This is a genomic window from Ideonella azotifigens (assembly GCF_021043325.1).
GTDB lineage: Bacteria > Pseudomonadota > Gammaproteobacteria > Burkholderiales > Burkholderiaceae_C > Ideonella > Ideonella azotifigens.
On the sequence record NZ_JAJNKD010000016.1, the window covers coordinates 1 to 21,107 of the forward strand.

Below are 21,107 nucleotides of genomic sequence, written 5' to 3' on the forward strand. Positions count from 1 at the left end.
GAGTGGTAGTTCAGTTGGTTAGAATACCGGCCTGTCACGCCGGGGGTCGCGGGTTCGAGTCCCGTCCACTCCGCCACTCCTTTCGAATATGCGCATGGTAGTTGCTGCAAGGTTTCTTGCACCATCATGACCGTACCCAGGACGCCCGTCAAACTTTTGGTTTGCGGGCGTTTTTGCGTTTTGGTTCGCCTTTCGCCGCATTCGCACCGAGAATCGGCCTCGTCGCTTCAGTCCGTCCGCCGCCGATGTCTCCTGAAATTCTCCTGCTTGCGCTGGGCGCCGCCGTTGCCGGTTTTGTCCAGGGCATTTCCGGCTTCGCGTTCGGCATGGTAGCGATGTCGTTCTGGGTCTGGGGCATTGCGCCAAACGTGGCCGCGGTGATGACGGTGTTCGGTGGCCTCACCGGGCAGTTGCTCTCGGCCGCCACCGCCCGCCGCGGCTTGAACCTGCCGCTGCTTGCGCCTTTCCTGGTTGGCGGTGCCATCGGTGTGCCGATTGGCGTACTCATCCTGCCGCACCTGAACGCTGCCCATTTCAAGCTGGTGCTGGGCAGCCTGCTGCTGGTGTTCTGCCCGGCCATGCTGTTTGCGCCGCGTCTTCCCGCGTTGCGCTGGGGCGGCCGGGCGGGTGACGGCCTGGTGGGCGTGCTCGGCGGCGTGATGGGCGGCATTGGCGGCTTCACCGGCGTTGCGCCGGCGCTGTGGTGCACGCTGCGCGGCTACGACAAGGAAGTCAGCCGCACGGTGCTGCAGAACTTCAACCTGGCCGCGTTGGCGGCGGCTTTCGTCGCCATGGTGGTCTCTGGTGCGGTGCACCTGGACATGCTGCCGAAGTTTGCGGTCATCGCCCCCGCGATGGTCATCCCCACGCTGCTGGGCTCGCGAATCTACGTGGGCCTCAGCCCGCTGGCGTTCCGGCGCGTCGTGCTCAGCTTGTTGTCGCTGTCAGGGCTGACGATGCTGCTGGCCTCGCTGGGCACGCTGCTGCGAGGCTGATGTCTCGTCAGGCTGCGTTTGCCGACTGCGCCTGCAGACCGGTGACACGCAGCGCAAAAGCCGCCGAATCCGCCAGGCTTGCGCGTGCTTCGGGCAGCGTGATGAAGGTCGGCCAGACATGCGGCATGCCGGGCTTGATGTGCAGCTCGCTGGCCACGCCGTGGGCCAGCGCACGGGCGTGCAGCCGCTCGCTGTCCGACAGCAGGACTTCGCTGCTGCTGGCGTGCAGCATCATCGGTGGCAGCCCGCGCAGGTCACCGAACAGCGGCGAAGCCAGCGGGTCCTCGGCCGAGCGGCCTGCGAGGTAGAAGGCCGCGGCCTGTGGCAGTGCCTCGGGCGCGAACATCGTGTCCGAGCGTGCATTCAGCCGCATGCTGTCGCCCGCGCAACTCAGGTCGGCCCACGGTGAAAACAGCAGCGAGCCGGCCGGCAGCGCGAGGCCTTGCTGGCGCGCAGCGAGCAGGGTGGCCACCACCAGCCCACCCCCAGCCGAGTCGCCTGCGAACACGGTTTCATCGGGCAAGGTGCCTTCAGCCAGCAGTTGCCGCCACCAGGCCAGCGTGTCGTCCACCGCCGCTGGGCAGGCATGTTCGGGCGCCATGCGGTAGTCCAGCGACAGCACCCGCATGCCGGTGCGCTTGGCCAGTTGCGCCGCGGTCGGGCGGTGGGTCACCAGGTCGCAGAAGAAATACCCGCCACCGTGGCAATACAGCAGCGTGCCGCGAGGCGAGGGTGGCAGCAGCCACTCGGCTGCGCAGAGGCCGCGAGCCGGGTCCGCGGCGACCGGCTCGCGGCGCACGCCGCGGGGCAGCGGGAGGTCGCGTGTGGTGCGGTTCACGCGGTGCCGAATGGCCAGCGCGTCCAGCGGCCCTCGGCTGTGGCGCTTGAAGGTGAAGCGCAGCACCAGGTTCAGCAGGGAGGCTTGCAGGCTCATGGTCGCCCTCATTGTGGGGCAGAGTCCTGTTCCGCAAGGGCAGGCGCTCTGCGCCTCCCTGCTGTCTCTTCAGCGCGCGCGGTTGGCGGCAGCCTTCTGCCGCTGCTTGGCCTCCGCAGCAGCGCGCTTTTGCTGCGCCTTCAACTGTGCGGGTGAGCGCACAGCCACCGGCAGGCTCCTCAGCGTGGCCGGCTTGACGGCCGTGACGCCCGGCTCCACGCGGATGTAGGTCGAGCCTGCCGGGCTGCCATCTGCGCGTTGGTACTGCACCTGACCGAAATAGTGCTGGCTCGCAGACAGGCCGCTCCAGCTGGCGGTCGCGGTGTAGGCCTTGCCCACCTTGGCCTTGTCGCTCGGCAGGCCGCTGACCTTGAAGTCGCCCAGCGCCGGGTTCGCGGGGTTCAGCACCGAGCGGTAGGCGGTGTAGTCGGCATAGCCGCTGCCGCTGGCCAGCGGCCACATGCAGAGCTGGTAGGTGCCGGGTGCGGGGTTCTGCATGTCCAGCACCAGGTCGTTGCCTTCGAAGTGCGTGAAGCCGTAGAAGCCGCCGCTGGCGTCGGTGTACCAGGTGTAGAACAGGCTGGTGTCGAGGTTGATGTCGGCCGCGGCGTACGAGGTCCGCACGTAGCTGGTGTTGGCTGGCACGGTGAACTCGCTCACGGTGCAGTCCAGGTCGCCATAGGCTGTGTGGCCCTGGATCGTGTCGCTGGCGGTCAGGCCCAGCGTGGCGGTGGAGGTTGCGCCGCCAAAGCCGTAGACCACGTCGAAGGCCAGGGCGCCGGAGGTCTCCGGGCTCAGCAGGATGGCGGGTGCCAGCAGTTCCTGCGCCGTCACCTGGATGGGGCTGCGCACGATGTGAACACCGTCGGTCCAGGTCAGCGTGCCGGCCACCGGCGTGTTGAATGGCGCCGTGCTGCGGCTGATCTTGACCGTGAATTCGCCGATTTCGCCCTTGCCCAGGCTCAGGCTGCTTGGCGAGACGATCACGTCGAACCCAGGCAGCACTGCCGAGGCCGTGTAGGTGGCACTCGCACCGCCCACGTTGCGCACCTTGCGGTGCACCGTGCGCGAACCGGCGAAGGTCGCGGCGATGGACGGCAGGTTCGGGTCTGGCAGGCTGGTGACGTTCAGGCCGCTGCACTCGGCGCCGGTGCTGTCGTACCAGCCTTCCGAGCACAGGAAGCGCATGTAGTCGCCATGGAAGGCGGGGTAGACCAGGCCGGGATCGACCGCGCCATTCGGGTTGGCATGGCCGGCACCGAAGCCTGCCACGCTGGTGTCCGGGCTGCCATCGGCCAGCTTCACGCCGGTGGTGGTGGTCATCAGCGCAGACTTGATGGCCGAGGGCGACCAGCTCGGGCGCGCCTGGCGCAGCAGCGCAGCCATGCCGGCCACGTGCGGCGTGGCCATGGAGGTGCCGTCATAGGCCGCAGCCACGGGTGGCGGCACCATGCTGCCGTCTCGGATCGCGTAGTTCTCAGCCTGCGTCTTCTGCGTGTAGGCGACCGACGCGATGATGCTCACGCCGGGTGCCGTGAGGTCCGGCTTCATGAGGTTGGTGGACGCAGCGTTCGGCCCCAGCGACGAGAAATACGCCATCACCGGCGCGACCACGCCCGGCACCTGATAGCGCGCGCCAATGCCGCCGGTCGCGCCACTGTTGGCCGCATAGGCGCGCACTGCGTCGCGGTCGGCGACGGCAAGGTGCACCGTGGGCACGGTGTGCCAGTCGGCATCCAGCTCTTCGTCATCGGCATTCAGCAGCACCATGCCGATGCCGCCAGCGCGCTTGACCTCGGCGCTCTTGTCCAGCCGCGTGATGATGCCGCCGCGGTCGCAGACGACAAGCTTGCCGGCGGCTTTACTCGGGTCCAGGCTGTTGGGCGCGCACCAGTTGGCCTGGTCGGACGAGACGCCGGCCGCGGCCATGTCCTGGGCCAGCCGCAGCGGTGCGGCTGGCAGCGCTGCGGCATTGAACGAGGCGCCGCTGTAGGCCGCGCCATTGCCCAGCGTGAGCTGCGCATACGGGTTGCGGTCGTGGGTGGACGCGCCCACTGTGGTCAGCCAAGGCGCGGGGTGGCCAATGGTGCCTGGCATGCCCGAATTGCCTGCCGCCGCGGCCACGAAGACGTTGGCGCTGGAGGCTTCGAGGAAGGCCAGCTCCACCGGGTCCAGCATGTCGCCGGGGTTGCCGCTGACGGAGAAGTTGATGACGTCCGCACCGTCTGCGACGGCCGCCTCGATCGCGGCCACGATGTCGCTGGTCATGCCCACGGCTTGCAGGCCCGCGGAGGTGGAGGTGGTGAACAGCGCCTTGTACGAAGCCAGGCGTGCCCGCGGGGCCACGCCGCTGGTGCTGCCCAGGAACAGGCCGGCGTTGTCGTAAGCGGGTGCCAGTGCATTGCCGCCGGCGGTGGACAGCGTGTGCGAGCCGTGGCCGTTCTCGTCGCGCGGCGAGTCGGAATAGGTGCCGAACCAGGGCAGGTTGCCGCTGGCCAGCCAGCCGGTGTTGAAGACGCGGGCGCCGACCAGCTTGTGGTTGCAGGCCGAGGCCGGGAAGGCCGGGGCCACGGTGCAGCCGCCCAGCCAGTGCGCCGGCGGCGCGCCATAGGCCAAGGTGCCACCGGTTGCGACGGGCACGCCGTTGGCATCCACATGGTCGTAGAAGGCCGGGTTCTCGGGCTGCACACCGGAGTCGATGGTGGCGATGACGATGTCTTCGCCCTGCAGCTGCACGCCCTTGCGCTGGTGGGACCAGAAGCCCGCCGCGCCGTCCAGGCCGAGGAAGGCCGGGGTGGAGACGGTGTCGGCCACGCGCACGCTGTCCAGCGTGACCTGGCGCACCTTGCCGCTGGCCTTCAGGCGCTGCACCTGGGCGAGGGTGAGTCGTGCGGCAAAGCCGTTGAAGCTGATGCTGTAGCGCTGGCTGGGTTTCACGCGCGAACCCAGCAAGGCCAGCAGCTTGTCCTGCTCACGTGCCAGGTGGGCCCGGTAGGCCTGCACGGCGGTGGTGCGTACGTCCAGGTACTGGCCTTCGCCGACCTGTGTGGCCTGAAGGCCGGCGACGTTGCCGGTGTAGCTGGCCACTGGCGCGTCGCGCAGCTGAACGATGTAGGTTCGCGCGGCCGGCGCCGCCTTCTTCGGGGTCTTCTCGGGCGTGGCGCCAAGGCTGGCGGCGGACAGGCCGGCCAGCAGCATGGCTGCGCACAGTCGTTGGAGGATGGGGGTCATGGGGACTCCGTGGGATGCGTTGAATCTGGTGAGGGGGCGGGCCCGCCGAGGCAGCACCCGCCGGGCTTGATCAGCGAGCCTTCTGGGCTTGCTGTTGCAGCCGCTTCGCCCTTGCCGCGCTGGAGGTGTCAATGGCCGCCTTGGCCTGCGAGGCGTTGCCGGGGCGCTGCAGCAGTTGCGGCGCACTGCGGCGCTGCACCGAGGCCGCGCCGGCTTCCACCCGCACCATGGTCGTGCCGAGCAGGCTGCCGTCTTGCCGCAGGTAGTCGACAGCGCCGAGGTAGCGCTTGCTGGCGTTCAGGCCGCTCCAGTTGAAGCTGGCCGGGTAGACCTTGCCGGCCTTGGCCTTGCTGGTGGGCAGGTTCGCCACCTGCAGGCTGCCGCCGATGTCGGAGGTGCCGAGCAGCCACTGGTAGGCGGTGTAGTCGGTGTAGCCCAGCGCCGTGGTGAAGGCGAACACGCAGAGGTTGTAGTTGCCCGCAGCCGGCAGGTGCATCTCGGTGACCAAGTCGCTGCCTTCGGTGTGCTCCACGCCGGTGTTGAACCAGCCGTTTTCGTCCAGGTAGGCCAGGTACAGGCTGTCCACGCCCTTGCCTGTGGTGTCCACCGGGTTCAGCGAGGCCCGGGCATGCAGGGTGTTGGCCGGAATGACCACCGGGTTGCAGGTGTAGGTGCCTTCGGGTACGTGGCCGGTGACCTGCGCCGCTGGCTTCAGGCCGGCCACTCGGGTGCTGGTCTTGCCGCTGAAGCCGTAGACCACGTCGGCCTCGACCGCATCGCTCAGGTTCGGGCTCTGCAGCAGCGTGGGCGCCTGGAACTCGACCGCCTTGAGCTGGATCGGGCTGCGCACCAGGTGCACGCCATCGCTCCAGCTCAGCGCGCCGGTGGCCAAGGAGCCGAAGGTGGCGGAAGTGCGGGTGAACTTGACCGTGAACTCGCCGACCTCGCCCTTGGCCAGCGTCAGGCTGCTGGGCGAGACGAGCACGTCGAAGCCGGGCACCGCGGCGGTGGCCGCATAGGTCGCGGTGCTGTTGCCCACGTTGCGCACCTTGCGGTGCATGGTGCGCACGCCTGCCACCGAGCCGGCGAGGGCCGGCAGGTTGGGGTCGGGGATGCCGTTGACCTTCACGTCGGCGCAATCGGCGCTGCTGGCGTCGTACCAGCCGGCGTTGCACAGGAAGCGCACGTAGTCGCCCTGGAAGGCCTGGTAGACCAGGCCCGGGTCCAGCGCGCCGCTGGGGTTGGCATGGCCGGCGCCGTAGCCGGCCACATCCGGGTCGGCGCTGCCGTCGGCCAGCTTCACGCCGGTGGCCGTCGTCATCAGCGCGGACTTGATGGCCGAGGGCGACCAGCTCGGGCGGGCCTGGCGCAGCAGCGCGGCCAGGCCAGCCACGTGCGGCGTGGCCATCGAGGTGCCGTCCAGCGAGGCCACCACCGGCGGCGGCACCAGCGTGCCGGCGCGCTCGGCGTAGTTCTCCGCCTGCGACTTCTGCTGGTACGCGAACGAGGCAACGATGCTGACGCCAGGTGCGGTGAGGTCGGGCTTCATCACTTCTTCCGCAGCCAGGTTCGGGCCACGCGAGGAGAAGTCCGCCATCACCGGGGCGACCAGGCCGGGCACCTGGTAACGCGCGCCGATGCTGGCACTGGGCGAGGCCTTGGTTGCGTAGCTGCGCACGGCGTCACGGTCGCTCATGGCCAGGTGCACCGTGGGCACGGTGTGCCAGTCGGCGTCCAGCTCCGCAGCCTGGGTGTTGAGCAGCACCATGCCCTTGCCACCTGCGCGCTTGACCTCGGCGCTCTTGTCCAGGCGAGCGGTGGCATCCCCCCGGTCGCAAACGACGATCTTGCCCGCGGCCTTGCTGCTGTCCAGGCTGTTGGGTGAGCACCAGTTGGCCTGGCTGCCCGACACGCCCGCGGCCGGAATGTCCTGCGCCAGGACCAGCGGGGCCGCCGGCAGGGCGGTGGCGTTGAACGAGGCGCCGCTGTAGGCAGCGCCATTGCCCAGCGTGAGCTGCGCATAGGGGTTGCGGTCGTGCGTGGAGGCGGCCACCGTGGTCACCCATGGGCCCGGGTTCTGCACCGTGTTGTACGGGCCGTTGTTGCCCGCCGCGGCGGCCACGAAGATGTTGGCGTTGGAGGCGCCGAGGAAGGCCATCTCCACCGGGTCCAGCATGTTGTACGGGTCGCTGGTGACCGAGAAGTTGATCACGTCCACGCCGTCGGCCACTGCTGCGTCGATGGCCGCGATGATGTCGCTGGTCATGCCCACGCCCTGCGGCACGCCGGCCACCACCGCGGTGAACAGTGCCTTGTAGGAGGCCAGGCGTGCCCGCGGCGCCATGCCGCTGGTGCTGCCGAGGTAGACGCCCTTCGTGTCGTAGGCCGGTGCCAGCGCATTGCCGCCAGCGGTCGACAAGGTGTGCGAGCCGTGTCCGTTTTCGTCGCGCGGCGAATCGGAGAAGGTGCCGAACCACGGCTCGGTGCCGCTGGCCAGCCAGCCGGTGTTGAACAGCCTGGCGCCGATCAGCTTGTGGTTGCAGGCCGTGGCCGGGAAGGCCGGTGCCACGGTGCAGCCGCCTTTCCAGTGCGAAGGCGCAGGCCCGTAGGCCACGGTGCCGCCGCTGGCAACCGGCACGCCATTGGCATCCACCTGGTCATAGAAGGCCGGGTTCTCGGGCTGCACGCCGGTGTCGATGGTGGCGATGATCACGTCCTCGCCCAGCACGGACAGGCCCTTGCGCTGCTGCGACCACACGCCCTTTGCGCCGTCCAGGCCCAGGAAGCTGGGCGTGGAGACGGTGTCGGCCAGGCGTGGTGTGTCCGGCGCGACCAGGCGCACCTTGCCGGTGGCCTTCAGGCGCTGCACCTGGTCCAGCGTGAGGCGGGCGGCAAAGCCGTTGAAGCTGACGCTGTAGCGATGCGTGGCTTTCACGCGCGAGCCGAGCGAGGCCAGCAGTTGGTCCTGCTCGCGGGCCAGGTGGCTGCGGTAGGCCTGGACGTGCGCGGCGCGCACGTCCAGGTGCTGACCTTCGCCCACCTGGGTGGCGGCCAGGCTGGGCAGGTTGCCGGTGTAGCTGGCGGCGGGTGGCGCGTTCAGCTGAACGATGTAGCGCTGCGCGGGTGGCGCTGTCTTCTTGGCGGGGGCGGCGCCGTGGCTGGCGGCCGAAAGGCCGGCCAGCAGCAGCGCGCCGCACAGGCGGTGGAAAGCGTGGGTCATGCGGACTCCGGGGAACCTGAAGGAGGAGAGCGGAAAGGGGTAGCAATAGAGGGCGGCACTCACGCGGGACCGGGGGCTCAGCTTGTGGCTGGCGCCGGTGGCGGTGGTGGTGCAGTCCGGTGTCCGACGGTAGATGCAAGGCCGGGGCCGCGACATCAGGGCGGGGCCCCGTCGCGCGGGGTCGATGGGCGCTTGGTGGCAAGCGACCTGCGATTTTTAGAAACTATCGTGCGGCTGGCTCGGCGGCGGCGCCTTCCCAGGCCCTGTCCACCACCGCTTGCGCACCGTGTCAGGCCGATCGAGGTGCCTTTTTCAAAGGGATGCGGCCGCCAGCGAGACTGGCGTGGTCTGCAGGCTGCGCCATTGCGAGGGCAACATGCCCATCTGCTCGCGGAATTCGCTCGCAAACAGGGCGGCCGAGCGGTAGCCCATGGACGCGGCGATGTCGCGGATGGGGCGGTCGGTGTGCAGCACCAGGTTGGCAGCGAACTCCAGCTTCTTGCGCTTCAGGTAGGCCGAGAGCGTGGTGGCGCGAGCCGACTTGAAGGCGTCGTCCAGCGTGCGGCGGCTGACACCGCAGGCGGCGACCACCTCGGCCACGCTCGGGTTTTCGGCCACCCGCAGCTCGATCAGGCGCAGCGCTCGCTTCAGGCAGGTGGGCTCCAGCGCCCGCAAACGGTGCAGGGGCTCGGCCACCGCGTCGCCTGGCAGTTGCGGCTCCACATCGGCCGGCACGCGCTGGTCGGCGTGTTCGGCCGAGCCAGCCGCGTTCATGATCAGCGCGTAGTGGCGCTTGTAGGCGGCCAGCGCGGCGGGGAAGTCACCGGCAGCCTCGAAGCACAGCGACTGGTAGAACAGCACGTCGCGCACGGCCACCGTCAGCCGGGCCGACTCGGCCACGCGCAGGGCCTGCGGCAGCACGGCCAGCGCGCCGGCCACATCGCCGCCGTCGTGCAGCACCATCGCGGCGCAGAGGCAGGCCCAGGCGGCCAGTGGCGGGTCGGTGTCGGTGACTTCCCTGGCCAGCGCGCTCAGTGCCTGCCCGGCCGCAGCCACCGCCGCTGGCCTGCGCGTGAGTCCCAGCGCGTAGTGGTGCGTGATCTCGATCTCGGCCCAGCGCGTGCCTTGGGGCAGGGCCGCTCGGGCCTGGTCCAGCAGTTCCAGCACGTGCGAGAGCGTGGCCGGCTCGCGCCGGAGTTTCGGCAGGTGGGCGAAGGCGGGCAGTGGCACTTCGGGGTTGCCTGCGCTGTGCATCAGGCGGGCGATCAGCCAGGCCTTCAGGCTGGTGGCATGGGCCAGCAGGTAGCCGTCGCCGCAGGCCTGGGCAATCAGCATGGCCTGGTCGACCAGGCATTCGTAGGCGGCCTCGATCTGCCCCATGCGACCCAGCGCCAGGAAGCGCAGCAGGTAGGCCTTGGCGCGCTGCGGCGCGGGCAAGGTGGGGGCTTGCAGCGCGGCCTGCACCAGCACATCGGCCTGCCGTTCCTGGCCCAGGTCGTACAAGGCGCGGGCCATGGCCACCTGGCACGCCGCAGCCTGCGCCGGCACGCCGTTGGCGCGGAAGATGCGCTCGGCCCGCTGCAGGGCTGACCAGGCGCCCAGCGGGTCGATCAGCTGACTGGGCCAGCTCGCGCCGGCCAGCACGGCTTCTGCCTCCAGCACCAGGTCACCGGCGTCGACGGCCCAGGCCTGTGCCTGTGCGGCGTCTGTCCGCCGTGCGACCTGATCCAGCGGCGGCCGCCGGGCCAGGTCCTCCAGCAGTGCGCGGGCGCGCTGGCGGAAGGTGGTGTGGCTGTGGTTGGAAGCGCGGGGTTGAGGGACTGTGGGAGCGGGCATGGGCCGGTGCAGGGGGGCGGTAGCCCTGAGCCTACACGCAACGCGGCGCCATGCATTCAGCCGCGGGCGATATCGCCCGCGGCAGGCCGCTCATTTCCCCAGCACGGACGACTTGGGAATCACGAAAGCCTGGGCTATGCCCGAGGTCGCGTCGATGCCATAACCCACGATGTCCCCATGCGACATGCCAGACGGCATCGTCGACGAGAAACCGTCCAGCTTGAAGGAAGTGACCTTGGCAGTGCTGCGCTTGTAGAAGCAACCCATGGTATTGAAGTCCTGGTCATAGCAGGGGCCGACAAAATCGCCATTCTTGTTGAGCCCGGCGACCCCCGCCATGTTGTTGAATTCGTTGACGGGATCCAGGATGGAGACGGTGCCGTCCGCCTTCCAGATGAAATCATGGCTCGCACCACTGGTCTCAATATACGAGCCCGCCACGTCCCCGTTATCATTGATTGCGTAAATCTGGGTGAACTGGGCATCGGGAATTTTGTAGTATTTGAACGTCCCATTGGTCCATGTGAAGCCCACGCCGCGCCCGGTCGAATCCGTATAGAAATAGGCAGCACCCGCCACCACGTTCTGATTGTTCAAACCCCAGACATCTGTGGCCTGGGCGTGTGGCACCTCAATCGCAGTGAAGGCCTTGCTCGCTGCGTCGTAGAACCAGCCGTAAGCGCCATTCACACCCGCAATTTGCCCGTAGCCCGCAACATTGCCCGCGTTGTTGATGGCTTGCGCGAAGGTCGAGGTTGGTGTTTTGGGATAAACAACATCGGTATAACCACCGTCTGCAGTGCGCAGGAAACCCAAGGCATTGTAATTGGCGTTGTAGTAATACCCCACCACCGTGCCGTGCTTCTCCATGCCAAAGGCAAAAGTGGGGAATTTCGGGTTGTCATAGGCCTGGAATCTGAGCGGCTGCTCTACTGCTGCGCCCGGATTGGCGGCCGTTGCAGAGGCGCACGCAAATGACAATGCAAGCCCTGTGGCCGCAAGAATGGAGGCGAAGAGACGCGAGACACGAAGATTCATGATGATTTCACCTTTTAACTGAGATTTGAAGGGTTGGATCTGGCATGCATGTCCCAGGTTTTCCTGGACTTCACCGAGACGTGGCGAATACTCATTACCGGCCCAAAGAAAAACAATCTTGGTCAGACTTGAGGCCGCCATGCATTGACTCTGATGGACCTGATGAGGGTGGGCGGCCGACATGCAGGCCGTGGTCCAACGGTAAATGCAAGCCCGGGGCCGTGGGCCAGCCGCGTGAGCCCTCACGGGGCCACGGATGAGCGCATTACCGCAAGCTACCCGCGAATTCTGGAAACTATCGCGTGCCGGCGGCTACGTTCAGGAGGGATCGGCGGCTGGCGCGACCGGTGCGGCCTGCAGGCTGCGCCAATGCGAGGGCAGCATGCCCATCCGGTCGCGGAATTCGCTCGCAAACAGTGCGACCGAGCGGTAGCCCATGGACGCGGCAATGTCGCGAATGGGGCGCTGGGTGTGCAGCAGAAGGTTGGCCGCGAACTCCAGCTTCTTGCGCTTCAGGTAGGCCAGCAAGGTGGTGCCGCGAGCCGCCTTGAACGCCTCGTCCAGCGTGCGGCGGCTCACGCCGCAGGCCGCGACCACTTCGTTCGCGCTCAGGTTCTCCGCCACGCGCAGCTCGATCAGCCGCAGCGCGCGCTTCAGGCAGGCGGGCTCGAGCGCCCGCAGGCGGTGCAGCGGCTCGGCTGCCGCGTCGCTCGGCAATTGCGGTTCGAGGTCGGCCGGCACGCGCTGGTCGTGGGGGTCTGCCGATTCGCTTGGGTTCATGATCAGCGCGTAGTGCCGCTTGTAGGCGGCCAGTGCAGCCCCCAGGTCGCCGGCAGCTTCGAAGCACAGCGACTGGTAGAACAGCACGTCACGCTCCATCACCGTGAGGCGGGCCGACTCGGCCACGCGCAGCGCCTGCGGCAGCACGGCCAGCGCGCCTGCCACGTCGCCGCCCACGTGCAGCACCATCGCCGCGCAGAGGTAGGCCCAGGCGGCCAGTGGCGGGTCAGTCGCGGTGACTTCCTCGGCCAGCGCGCAGAGCGCCTGCCCGGCTGCGGCCACCGCCGCTGGCCGGCGCGTAAGCCCCAGCGCGTAGTGGTGCGTGATCTCGATCTCGGCCCAGCGTGCGCCGGCTGGCAACGCGGCGCGGGCTTCGTCGAGCAGGCTCAGCACGTGCGCCAGCGTGGCCGGTTCACGCTTGAGCTTGGTCAGGTGTGCGAAGGCCGGCAGCGGCAGCTCGGGGTTGCCTGCGCTGTGCATCAGCCGGGCGATCAACCAGGCCTTCCGGCCGATGGCGCGGGCCAGCTGGTAAACGTCACCACAGGCCCGGGCCATCGGCACGGCCTGGTCGACCAGGCATTCGTAGGCGGCTTCGATCTGCCCCATGCGGCCCAATGCCAGGAACCGCAGCATGTAGGCCCTGGCGCGCTGCGGCGCGGGCAGCGAAGGCTCCTGCAGGGCGGCCTGCACGACCACGTCGGCCTGGCGCTCCTGGCCCAGGTCGTACAGCGCACGCGCCATGGCCACCTGGCAAGCGGCTGCCCGGTCGGGAATGCCATTGGCCCGGAAGATGCGCTCGGCCCTTTGAAGCGCCGACCAGGCGCCCAGCGGGTCGATCAGTTGGCCTGGCCAGCTGGCACCGGCCAGCAAGGCCTCGGCCTGCAGCACCAGATCGCCCGCCTCGACCGCGAGCGCATGGGCCTGCGCGGCGCCTTCCCGCTGCGCGACCTGGTCGAACGGCGGCTGCTTGGCGAGGTGGTCCAGCAGGGCATGCGCTCGCTGGCGGTTTTGAGAGGAAGAGGCGCGGTGCGGCGTGGCGGTTTTGGCGGGCATGGACCTGCGCTATCTCCCTGGTGACAACAGCTTCAGCTTCAACAACCCGGTGACCAGCCCGGTGCCGACCAGGATCACCGCGCAGCCGGCCAGCATTGCGCCGGTGAGCTGTTCGGCGAGGAACAGCGCGCCCCAGAGCACCGCGAAAGCGGGGATCAGGAAGGTCACGGTCATTGCATTGGACGCGCCCATGCTGGCGATCAGCCGGAAGTACAGCACATAGGCCAGGCCGGTGCAGACGACCGCCAGCAGCACGGCAGCCAGCCATTCGCGTGCACCCGGGTTGACCTCGGGCCAATGCGTGAGCATCAGCGGCACCAGCAGCAGGCTGGCGGCGATCTGGCTGCCGGCGGCCAGCGCCATCGACGGCACGCCCGTCAGGTAGCGGCGGGTGAAGTTGGCCGAAAAGCCGTACAGCAGCGTGGCGGCCATGCAGGCCAGCACCGCCAGTGCGGGGCTCACGCCGTGGTCGCCGGGGCGGAAGCTGGCCTTGTCCCAGGCCAGCCACAAGACGCCTGCAAAACCGATGGCCAGGCCCAGCGACTTGGCGCGCGTGGGCTTGTCGCCCAGCCACAGCCAGGCCAGCAGCGCACCCCACAGCGGCGTGGTGGCGTTGAAGATGGCCGAGAGGCCGCCGTTGATCGCCAGCGCGGCCACGCCGAAGCAGACAAACGGCAGGGCGGAGTTGGTGATGCCCACCAGCAGGATGGGCTTCCAGTGTTTCAGCAGCGCACCCTGCTCGCCACGCCAGACCAGCAGCGGCAGCAGGCACAGCGTGGCGCCCACGGTGCGCATGCCAGCCAGCGCCAGCGGGCCGAAGGCCGCGGCGCCCATGCGGATGAACAGGAAGGAAGCGCCCCAGATGGCGGCGAGCAGGAGCAATTCGGCGAGGTGGCGAGGTTTCATTCAGCGTGTTCAAAAAGCGGCAGCGGGCTGTCGGCTTCGCTGCAGCGGGTTGGCGCGAGGGCGGTCAGCGCACCTTCGCGTGCCAGCAAGGCCTGCTTGCGGTCCAGCCCGCCAGCGTAATCGGTCAGGCCCCCATCGGCGCCCACCACGCGGTGACAGGGCACGAGGATGGACAGCGGATTGCGGCCCACCGCGGCGCCCACCGCGCGCGAAGCGCTGGGCCGGCCCAGTTCACTGGCGATGCGGCCGTAGCTGCTGAGCGTGCCCGTGGGAATGGCCAGCAGCGCGCGCCAGACCTCGCGCTGGAACGGCGTGCCGTCGGCGTCCAGCGGCACCTGAAAGACACTGCGGCGCGCGTCGCGCCAGTAGAGCGCCAGTTCGTCGGTCGCCTGGCGCAGCCAGCGCTGGGACGGGTTGTCCGGTGCATTCAACGCGCCGGGATGATGGCGCTGGCCTTCGAACCAGGCGCCGGCCAGGCCGGCTTCGGTGGCGGCCAGGCGCAGCGGACCCAGCGGCGTGTCCACGACAGTTTGTGCGACCCAGGGGCGATGAAGAGCGAGTGTCATGGCGACCTCCTACGAGAGATTGGGGGCGGATGGCGAGAGCGACTGCCAGAGCTGCAGCACCGCATAAGAACGCCACGGCCGCCAGGCTTCGGCCAGCAGCAGCGAGGCGGGGGCACGCGCGCCTTGCAGCGCCTTGACCACGCCGGCATCGGTGGCCGGAAATGCGTCCGGCCAGGCCAGCACCCGCAGCGCGACCAGCTCGCAGGTCCAGTCGCCCACGCCGGGCAGCGCACGCAGCCTGGCCAGCGTGTCGGCCATCGGTGCAGCCGGGTGCAGCGCCAGCTCGCCGCTTGCCACTTCGCGGGCCAGCGCCTGCAGCGCAGCCACGCGGGTGCGCACGATGCCCAGCGTGCCGATGGCTTCGGGCGTGGCCTCGGCCAGCGCCTGCGCGGTGGGGAACAAATGCGTGAGGCCGGGCACCGGCGTGGCCAGCGGCTGGCCGAAGCGCTGCACCAGCCGGCCAGCCAGCGTGCAGGCCGCGGCCACGGTGACCTGCTGGCCGAGGATGATGCGCACCGTGGTTTCGAAACCGTCGATGCAGCCGGGCACGCGCAGGCCCGACCGGTAGGGCTGCGGCATGCCGGCCAGCACTGCGGCGAGCGCGCCGTCCACCGCACTCGGATCGGCGTCCAGGTCCAGCAGGTGGCGCACCCGGGCCACCACCGCGCCAAGCGCTGGCGCGAGGCCGGGTGACAGCGTGAGCCGCACCTGCGCCTTCTCGGGCTCGAAGGCCAGGGCCAGCCAGCCTTCGCAGTGCTGGCCGCGGTGGGTCAACGCGAGCGTGCGATGCCAGCGGCCCTCATGCAGGGCCTCCACGCCCGGCAGTGGTCGCGCAGCCAGGAAGCCCTTCATCGCGGCCACGTCATACGGCGGGCGCCAGGCCAGCTTGACCGTGGCCGGCTCGCTGGGCAGCGTGGCGCTGCCGTCGGCCGACTGTCGCCGCAGCGCGCTTGGCGCCAGCCGGTAGCGCTCGGCAAAGGCCGCGTTGAAGCGCCGCACGCTGCCAAAGCCGCTGGCGCCGGCAATTTCGGTCACGGGCAGCTGGGTGTCGGTCAGCAGTTGCTTGGCCAGCAGCAGCCGGCGCGTGGCCAGCCAGTCCACCGGGCTCACGCCGTGCATGGCCTGGAAGATGCGGCGGAAGTGGCGGTCCGTCACGCCCAGGCGGCGCGCCACGTCCGGCAGCGCCAGCTCTTCGCCCTGCGCGACGGCGTGTTCGATCCACTTCGCGCCGGCACGCGCCAGCGCCTGCGAAGAGTCGGCATGCGAGAGCCCCGGCGCCAGCTCCGGCCGGCAGCGCAGGCAGGGCCGGAAACCCGCCTGTTCGGCGCCTGCGGCGTTGGCGAAGAAGCGGCAGTTCGCAGCCTTGGGCAGCTTCACGCGGCAGATGGGCCTGCAGTAGATGCGGGTGGACGTGACGCCGACGAAGAGCCGGCCGTCGAAGCGCGCGTCGCGGGTTTGCAGCGCGAGGTAGGCGGCACTGTCGGACAGCGCAAGCGCCGGCGCGGCAGCAGCGGTTTCGGCCGCTGCATCGGCCGGCGCGGCCAGGGCGACCAGTGCGTCAGGCGAAGGGGTGTTTCTCAGCGACATGGCGGCATGATAGGCCGCTGGTTGGCGCCGACTGGCCGTTTTCGGACCTGTGCATCGGAGCGCCCGAACGCCCGGTCACATGGCCTTGAACAGGTGCACGTAGGCGCGGCTGACCGGCAGTTCGGCGGCATGGCCCTGGAGCCTCAGCCACAGCCGGCTGGCCTCGTCGCGCCGGGTGCTGGCCAGGTGGTTCAGGTTCACCAGCGTGGCGCGGTGCACCTGCCAGAACTGCTGCGGGTTCAGCCGCGCCGCCAGATCGGCGACGGCGGTGCGGATCAGGTGCTGCCGGCCGCTGACGGTGTGCACACAGGTGTACTTGTCGTCGGCCTGGAAGAACAGCACCTCGTCGACTGGGATCTGGTGCGTGGTGTCGCCAGCGCTGGCGCGGATCCAGCGCAGCGGCGGCTCGGCCACGGCGGCGGGCGCCTGCAGCTGCTGCAGCGTGCGCGCCAGCAGGCTGTCGTCCGATGGCAGCGGCTGTTGCAGGCGAGCCAGCGTGCGCTGCAGCCTGGCCTCGCTGACGGGCTTGAGCAGGTAGTCCACCGCGGCGGCCTCGAAGGCCTGCACCGCGAACTCGTCGAAGGCGGTGACGAAGACCACGCGCGTCGGGCCCTCGATGCCCTGCGCCACCTCCAGCCCGGTCAGGCCCGGCATGCGGATGTCCAGGAAGGCCACGTCGGGCTGCAGCGCATCGATCTGCTGCGCCGCTTCCACACCGTTGCGCGCCACGGCGACGATTTCCAGCGCGGGCCACAAGGCCTTGAGTTGCTCGCCGAGAAAGCGGGCGAGGTGAGGTTCGTCGTCGGCAATCAGCGCAGTGGTCATGGGTGATTCGGGGCAGTGGCAGTGGGCAAGGGCCGCGTCGCGGCAGCGGGGGCGACTGGCAGCACCAGCAGCGCCGACACGCCGCCTTCCGGGCGCTGCGTCAGCGTCAGCGAGGCGTCGTCGCCATGGGCGTGGGCCAGGCGCGCGCGGATGTTGGCCAGCGCGCTGCCGGTGCCTGCGCGAGGTGAACGCGCGGGCGGCGGCTCGCCGGGCTCGGGCCAGCCCAGGCCATCGTCGCGCACTTCCAGCCGCAACTGGCGACCGACGCGTTCGGCGCGCACCAGCACCTCGCCGCCTTCGATCTTTGGCTCCAGCCCGTGGTGGATGGCGTTTTCGACCAGCGGCTGCAGCAGCAGTGCCGGCAGCGGCAGCTCGCGCAAGTCGGCTGGCACCTCGATGCGCCAGCGCAAGCGGTCGGCCATGCGCACGCCCAGCACCTGCAGGTAGGCCTCGACCAGCGCCAACTCCTGGCCCAGGCTGTGCTGCGCGTCGCGCAGGCCGGCGAACGACGCGCGCAGGTAGTCCACGAAGGCCTCCAGCATCCAGCGCGCGCGCTGCGGGTCGGCTTCCACCAGGCTGACCACGTTGGCCAGCGTGTTGAACAGGAAGTGCGGTTCGATCTGACCCTGCAGCAACCTCAGCCTGGCCTCGGCCTCGCGCTTCTCGGCCGCTTCGGCGCGGGCCTTGCCGTTGAAGTACAGCGAGACCAGCGCCGAGAACATCAGCACGAAGGCCAGCATGCCCAGCACCAGGTTGACCGAGTTTGGCCCGTCGGACTCGATGCGCGTGAACCGGCCGGCCAGCGAGGTGGCCAGCGGCCAGCCGATGGCCACGCCCACCAGCGGCGTCACATTGAACACCACCCGCCTGCGCCCGGGTGGCCAGGCGGCAATGCGGGCCTGGCCAAGCAGGCGCACCACCAGCTCACACAGCAGGTGGATGAAAAATGCGATGAACAGGCTGACGAACAGGTTCACACCCAGCCAGTGGCGCCAGTTGGGCCAGCTCGTCCAGTCCTCGCCGCGGGCGTGGAAGATGAAGCCCAGCAAGGTGAAGAACACGCCGATGGCGGTGCCGAACAGTGCGGTCCACAGCCATTGCAGCCAGCCCGGCCCAGCCGGTCGCTCCTGGTGGACGCCAGCCGACCAGGCGCGCAGCGAACGCTTGAGCAGGGCGATGGAAGACTTCATGCGGTTGCAGTGTAGGCAGGCACTGCCGGTGGCGGCAGCGGGCTGCGATGGATGGCGAGCCGATGCGACAGTTGGCCAGCGGCTGTCGGGAACGGTACAGACCTGGCAGGCGCATTCCTTGCACGCCCGCCGGTTGAGCAGACTGCGGCTTGCGCTGACAAGCGCGACACGGTGGCTGCCTACAATCGGCGCCAGTCTCACATTGACCCAGACCCCTCAGGGAAACAACACAGGATCCGCCCGCCATGCAAGTGAACGCATCGATCTTCAAGGCCTATGACATCCGCGGCATCGTCGGCAAGACGCTGGACGAAAGCGTCGCCGAGCACCTGGGCCGGGCCTTCGGCACCGAGGCGCTGAAGGCCGGCGAAAAAGCCGTGGTCGTCGGCCGCGACGGTCGCCTCTCGGGCCCGGGCCTGGTCGATGCGCTCAAGCGTGGCCTGGCCTCCACCGGGCTGGACGTGGTGGACATCGGCGCGGTCACCACGCCCATGGTCTATTACGTGGCCGCGACCCGCGCCAAGCAGGGCTGCACCAGCGGCATCCAGGTCACCGGCAGCCACAACCCCAAGGACTACAACGGCTTCAAGATGGTGCTGGCCGGCCGTGCGATCTACGGCGAGGAGATCCAGGGCCTGCGCAAGCGCATCGAGGCCGAGGACTACACGGTGGGCAAGGGTCGCATTGGTGCGATGGACATCGTGCCCGAGTACAGCCACCGCATTGTCAGCGACTGCAAGCTGTCGCGCCCGATGAAGATCGTCGTCGACTCCGGCAATGGCATTCCCGGTGCCACCGGCCCGGCCATCCTGAAGGCCCTGGGCTGCGAGGTGATCGACCTGTATTCCAAGGTCGACGGCGACTTCCCCAATCACCATCCGGACCCGTCCAAGCCCGAGAACCTGGCCGACCTGATCAAGGTCGTGCATGCCACCGGTGCCGAGCTAGGCCTGGCCTTCGACGGCGACGGCGACCGCCTGGGCGTGGTCACCAAGGGCGGCGACATCATCTACCCGGACCGCCAACTGATCCTGTTCGCGCGCGACATCCTCAAGCGCGTCAAGGGCGGCACCATCATCTATGACGTGAAGTGCACGCAGCGCCTGGCGCCGGAAGTGGAAGCCGCTGGCGGCAAGCCGCTGATGTGGAAAACCGGCCACTCGCTGGTCAAGGCCAAGCTGAAGGAAACCGGCGCGCCCATCGCCGGCGAAATGAGCGGCCACATCTTCTTCTCCGAGCGCTGGTACGGCTTCGATGATGCGATGTACACGGCCGGCCGGCTGCTGGAAATCCTCTCGCGCAGCGACGACCCCAGCGCCGTGCTGAACGCACTGCCCACCGCCTTCAACACGCCTGAGCTGAACGTGCCCTGCGCCGAAGGCGAGCCGGCGCAGGTCATTGCCAAGCTGCTCGAAACCGCCAAGTTCCCGGGCGCCGAGATCATCACCATCGACGGCCTGCGTGCCGAGTACCCGGACGGCTTTGGCCTGGTGCGCGCCTCCAACACCACGCCGGTGCTGGTGATGCGTTTCGAAGGCCACACGCCCGAAGCCATGCACCGCATCGAAACCGACTTCATGACTGCACTGCGCACCGTGAAGCCGGATGCGGAGTTTGCCGCTGCCGCGCATTGAGCTGGCACTGGTAGCGGAGCGCGCCGTCGTGTCCCAGGGGCTGGCGCGCGCCGCCTATTCAACGCTGTTCCGGCTGCTGATCCCGGCCTACCTGCTGCGGCTGTGGCTGCGCGGGCGGGCCGAGCCAGGCTACCGCGTGGCGCTGCCGCAGCGGCTGGGCTTTGGCGAGCCGGCCATCGCGCCGGGAGCGCTGTGGCTGCACGCGGTCTCGCTCGGCGAGACCAAGGCGGCAGCGGCGCTGGTCGATGCGCTGCGTGTGCAGCGTCCGGGCCTGCGCTTGTTGTTGACCCACGGCACTGCGACGGGTCGCGAAGCCGGCCAGGCCTTGTTGCGCCAAGGCGATGCCCAAGCCTGGCTGCCGGTGGACACGCCCGGCGCCGTGCGGCGCTTCCTGCGCGCCACGCGGCCGGCGGCCGGCGTGCTGATGGAGACCGAGATCTGGCCCAACCTGCTGCATGAAGCCGGCCGTGCTGGCCTGCCGATGGTGTTGGCCAATGCCCGCCTGAGCGAACGCAGCGCGCGCAAGGGCGAGCGGCTGCGCGCGCTGATGGCGCCTGCGGTGCAGGCGCTGGCGCTGGCGCTGGCGCAAAGCGAGGCCGATGCGCAGCGCCTGCGTAGCGCCGGTGTGCCGGACGTGCAGGTGGCCGGCAACCTGAAGTACGACCTGCAGCCGCCTGCCGCGCAGCAAGCCATCGGCGAAGCCTGGCGCGCGGCGCTGGCGCGGCCCGTGGTGGTGCTGGCGAACTCGCGGGATGGCGAAGAAGCGCTGCTGTTGCGCGAATGGGGCCAGGCGTTTGCAGGGCGCCGTGAGCGGCCCTTGCTGCTGATCGTGCCGCGGCATCCGCAACGTTTTGACGACGTGGCCCGGCTGGTGGCGCAGTCAGGGCTGTCGCTTGCTAGGCGCAGTGCCTGGACGGCGGATGAGCCGCCGGCCGAAGCCGCACAGGCAGATGTCTGGCTGGGCGATTCGCTGGGCGAGATGTCGCTGTACTACAGCCTGGCCGACGTGGCGCTGCTGGGCGGCAGCTTTCTGCCGCTGGGCGGGCACAACCTGATCGAGGCCGCGGCCAATGGCTGCCCCATCGTGGTGGGGCCGTCGACCTTCAACTTCGCCGAAGCTGCGCAGCTGGCCCTGGCCGCTGGTGCGGCCCGGTCAGCCCAGGACGTGCCGCAAGCACTGGCCATGGCAAAAGACTGGCTGGCGCATCCGCTCGCATTGAGCGAAGCCGTTGCGCACGCCCAGGCCTTTGCTGCGCGGCACCGTGGCGCGGCAGCCAGGATGGCTGCTGCCATCCTGGCGCGCTGCTGAGCG

The 21,107-nt window shown here is 69.3% G+C and carries 14 protein-coding genes; 3 read left to right on the forward strand and 11 right to left on the reverse strand.

The window, feature by feature from the left end; genetic code table 11:
* Positions 1-245 precede the first annotated feature (245 nt).
* Positions 246-995: a sulfite exporter TauE/SafE family protein gene (locus LRH25_RS25250; RefSeq protein ID WP_141288206.1), complete on the forward strand. Its 750-nt coding sequence runs from the start codon at positions 246-248 to the stop codon at positions 993-995.
* Between the two features lie 7 nt (positions 996-1,002).
* Here the strand turns inward: LRH25_RS25250 and LRH25_RS25255 are convergent, their stop codons facing one another.
* From LRH25_RS25255 to LRH25_RS25315, 11 genes are all read right to left on the reverse strand, one after another.
* The gene (locus tag LRH25_RS25255) at positions 1,003-1,929 is read right to left on the reverse strand and encodes an alpha/beta hydrolase (protein ID WP_231012781.1); all 927 of its coding nucleotides are present in this window, start codon (positions 1,927-1,929) and stop codon (positions 1,003-1,005) included.
* A gap of 69 nt (positions 1,930-1,998) precedes the next feature.
* Positions 1,999-5,160 (reverse strand): S8 family serine peptidase, encoded by a 3,162-nt coding sequence (locus LRH25_RS25260; protein ID WP_141289787.1) that lies wholly within the window; start codon positions 5,158-5,160, stop codon positions 1,999-2,001.
* A gap of 70 nt (positions 5,161-5,230) precedes the next feature.
* A complete protein-coding gene (locus LRH25_RS33205; RefSeq protein ID WP_310742443.1) occupies positions 5,231-8,380 on the reverse strand; it encodes a S8 family serine peptidase in 3,150 nt (1,049 codons plus the stop codon).
* 312 nt (positions 8,381-8,692) lie between these two features.
* Positions 8,693-10,216 carry a helix-turn-helix transcriptional regulator gene (locus LRH25_RS25280; RefSeq protein WP_231012782.1) on the reverse strand — a complete coding sequence of 508 codons (1,524 nt, stop codon included), beginning with the start codon at positions 10,214-10,216 and terminating at the stop codon, positions 8,693-8,695.
* A gap of 90 nt (positions 10,217-10,306) precedes the next feature.
* The gene (locus LRH25_RS25285; RefSeq protein WP_141291649.1) at positions 10,307-11,437 is read right to left on the reverse strand and encodes a hypothetical protein; all 1,131 of its coding nucleotides are present in this window, start codon (positions 11,435-11,437) and stop codon (positions 10,307-10,309) included.
* Between the two features lie 135 nt (positions 11,438-11,572).
* Positions 11,573-13,087 (reverse strand): helix-turn-helix transcriptional regulator, encoded by a 1,515-nt coding sequence (locus LRH25_RS25290; protein ID WP_231012783.1) that lies wholly within the window; start codon positions 13,085-13,087, stop codon positions 11,573-11,575.
* A 9-nt stretch (positions 13,088-13,096) separates the two neighbouring features.
* The gene (locus LRH25_RS25295) at positions 13,097-13,993 is read right to left on the reverse strand and encodes a DMT family transporter (RefSeq protein ID WP_141291200.1); all 897 of its coding nucleotides are present in this window, start codon (positions 13,991-13,993) and stop codon (positions 13,097-13,099) included.
* Complete coding sequence (locus LRH25_RS25300) at positions 13,990-14,559, reverse strand: methylated-DNA--[protein]-cysteine S-methyltransferase (protein WP_141291202.1); 570 nt, start codon at positions 14,557-14,559, stop codon at positions 13,990-13,992. The genes LRH25_RS25295 and LRH25_RS25300 overlap by 4 nt, the downstream gene beginning before the upstream one ends.
* A gap of 9 nt (positions 14,560-14,568) precedes the next feature.
* Positions 14,569-16,146, reverse strand: a complete 1,578-nt coding sequence (locus tag LRH25_RS25305; RefSeq protein WP_231012784.1) for an AlkA N-terminal domain-containing protein — start codon at positions 16,144-16,146, stop codon at positions 14,569-14,571.
* Positions 16,147-16,221: 75 nt separating this feature from the next.
* The gene (locus tag LRH25_RS25310) at positions 16,222-16,971 is read right to left on the reverse strand and encodes a LytR/AlgR family response regulator transcription factor (RefSeq protein WP_141292082.1); all 750 of its coding nucleotides are present in this window, start codon (positions 16,969-16,971) and stop codon (positions 16,222-16,224) included.
* A complete protein-coding gene (locus LRH25_RS25315; protein WP_231012785.1) occupies positions 16,968-18,161 on the reverse strand; it encodes a sensor histidine kinase in 1,194 nt (397 codons plus the stop codon). Before LRH25_RS25315 ends, LRH25_RS25310 begins: the two co-directional genes overlap by 4 nt.
* A gap of 245 nt (positions 18,162-18,406) precedes the next feature.
* Here LRH25_RS25315 and LRH25_RS25320 point away from each other — a divergent pair, with 245 nt between their 5' ends.
* Both LRH25_RS25320 and LRH25_RS25325 read left to right on the forward strand, forming a co-directional pair.
* Positions 18,407-19,795, forward strand: coding sequence for a phosphomannomutase/phosphoglucomutase (locus LRH25_RS25320; RefSeq protein ID WP_141290924.1), 1,389 nt, complete (start codon positions 18,407-18,409; stop codon positions 19,793-19,795).
* The gene (locus LRH25_RS25325; protein WP_231012786.1) at positions 19,767-21,104 is read left to right on the forward strand and encodes a 3-deoxy-D-manno-octulosonic acid transferase; all 1,338 of its coding nucleotides are present in this window, start codon (positions 19,767-19,769) and stop codon (positions 21,102-21,104) included. Before LRH25_RS25320 ends, LRH25_RS25325 begins: the two co-directional genes overlap by 29 nt.
* Positions 21,105-21,107: the final 3 nt, after the last annotated feature.